The 2,055-nt window shown below is 44.2% G+C and carries 2 protein-coding genes; one reads left to right on the top strand and one right to left on the bottom strand.

Going from position 1 to position 2,055, the window contains the following annotated elements; translation table 11 throughout:
• Positions 1 to 116, bottom strand: a 116-nt coding sequence (locus LHL20_RS21305) for an AAA family ATPase (protein WP_226434670.1), incomplete at its 3' end; no start/stop codon positions are given.
• 218 nt (positions 117 to 334) lie between these two features.
• Between LHL20_RS21305 and LHL20_RS20800 the strand changes: the two genes are divergently transcribed.
• The gene (locus LHL20_RS20800; RefSeq protein WP_081334059.1) at positions 335 to 1,837 is read left to right on the top strand and encodes a transposase; all 1,503 of its coding nucleotides are present in this window, start codon (positions 335 to 337) and stop codon (positions 1,835 to 1,837) included.
• Positions 1,838 to 2,055 lie beyond the last annotated feature (218 nt).

The following is a 2,055-nucleotide window of genomic DNA, read 5'->3' as shown; positions in this document are numbered from 1 at the left end:
ATAAACCAGCGCCGGGCATTTTTATCCAGGAAAGGAACATGGACATGAAGATCAAGCCTTCCTGAACGTAATAATGCTTCATCAAGTTTATCCAGCCGATTGGTAGCCGCGACAATAAAAACCGCGCCTTTATTTGGCTATTTGCATTCTAAGGTTGGAAATCAGCTTTTCTGCCAAGGCAATGAAAAGGCTCAGTTGGTTGGAAGCTAAAGTATGAGGGGCTGCATTGTACGTTTTTCGGACCTTGAGACTATAAATTTCCCACCCTATTGATCAGTAGATTTACATTAAAATCATATACACACTGTGATGCCAATTCAAGATAAAGGCGCCATTGCTAGTAACTCACTCTCATACCTATAAACGACATCGTCCAGAGCAGACGTTACTGTATCAATTGGTCGAACGCCACTACCCAGAATTTCAGAAGCAGCTTTCACAAAAAGGGAAGTCGTTACCACTTCATGTGGTAAAAGAGTTTGAAGAGTTTCTTAGGTGTGGTCGGCTTGAGCATGGTTTTTTGCGTGTAGTTTGTGACGACTGCAAGCATGAGAAACTGCTGGCGTTCAGCTGCAAACGCAGGGGATTTTGCCCAAGTTGCGGTGCAAGAAGGATGGCAGAAAGTGCCAAGTTGTTAGTTGAAGATGTTCTTCACGGTTACCCTGTACGCCAATGGGTATTGAGTTTACCCATCCCGCTTCGTCTACTTCTAGCTAGGTATCCCAAACACTTAAGTAAAATCATGCAAATCATTCATCGTGCTATTTCTTGCGATATTGTGCATCGGGCTGGGTATCTTAAGAAGCAAGCAAACACAGGAGCGGTGACTTACATTCAGCGATTTGGTAGTGCACTGAATCTCAATATTCACTTTCACATGCTCTTTTTGGAAGGCGTTATCACTCAGGAGTGTGGACAGTCCAAATTCAAGTGCGTTAAAGCACCAAACCACAATGATATGGAAACCCTCGTGAATGTCATTAGCCATCGCATCGCGACCTACTTGGAGAAGGCCGGGCTCGTTCAACGGGATATGGACAACACATTTCTCGATTTACCCATGGATGACGAAGATAGTTTACTGCCCTTGCAAGCAGCCTCTGTCAATTACCGCATTGCTGTAGGACCAGATACAGGCAAAAAAGTCTTTGCCTTGCAAACCTTACCTGCCAAAGACGAACAACATTACGGTCAATTAGCTCAAATAAACGGTTTTAGCTTACACGCTGGGGTGTTTGCAGACAGCCATCAAACTGACAAACTGGAAAGGCTATGCAGATATATCTCAAGGCCAGCGTTAAGCGAGCAACGATTGAGTCTAACCGATTCAGGAAAAGTAAGATATCAACTGAAAACTCCCTATCAAGACGGTACCACACATGTCTTTTTTACTCCCTTGGATTTCATAGGCAAGCTCGCGGCACTGGTGCCAGTGCCGAGGCTAAACCTTACGAGGTTTTATGGCGTGTTTGCTCCCAATGCTAAGGTGCGTGCCGAGGTAACGGCTTCACAACGCGGTAAGAATAGCCCTCGCTTAGCAGAGCATCTGAAAGATTCAGATAAACCATACCATGCGCGAAGCATGTCGTGGGCACAAAGGTTAAAAAGAGTATTCAATATTGACATCACAGTCTGTGAGGCTTGTGAAAAAACCAACGTCAAAATTATTACTTGTATTACGGATCCGGCTGTTATCCATAAGATTTTGGCGCACCTTGACAAGCAGACTCTTCTTGAAGCAAAAAACGATTCTCTAATGCCGCCACTTCGAGCTCCACCAGCCACAGCCTCATTCAGTGACTACATCATTCAACGCGACTTCGATTTTGGCGCATGAAGCACAAAAAACAGACCATCACTTGAACATGCAACATGTTGAGGTAAGGGCTTTCACATATCTCATTGCGGATTTCAGTACCAAAGACCAGTTATATTGCGTCTATCTTGATGACAACTACTTCACTGATTCCTGAAAAGTACCCATTTGACACACGTGCAACTGGCCTTAAATACAGCTGACACAGTGGGTAGTACATAGCGTTAATATTTCTTATA

Source organism: Alteromonas sp. McT4-15, assembly GCF_020515205.1.
Classification (GTDB): Bacteria; Pseudomonadota; Gammaproteobacteria; order Enterobacterales; family Alteromonadaceae; genus Alteromonas.
This window is presented reverse-complemented; position numbering and strand designations above follow the sequence as displayed.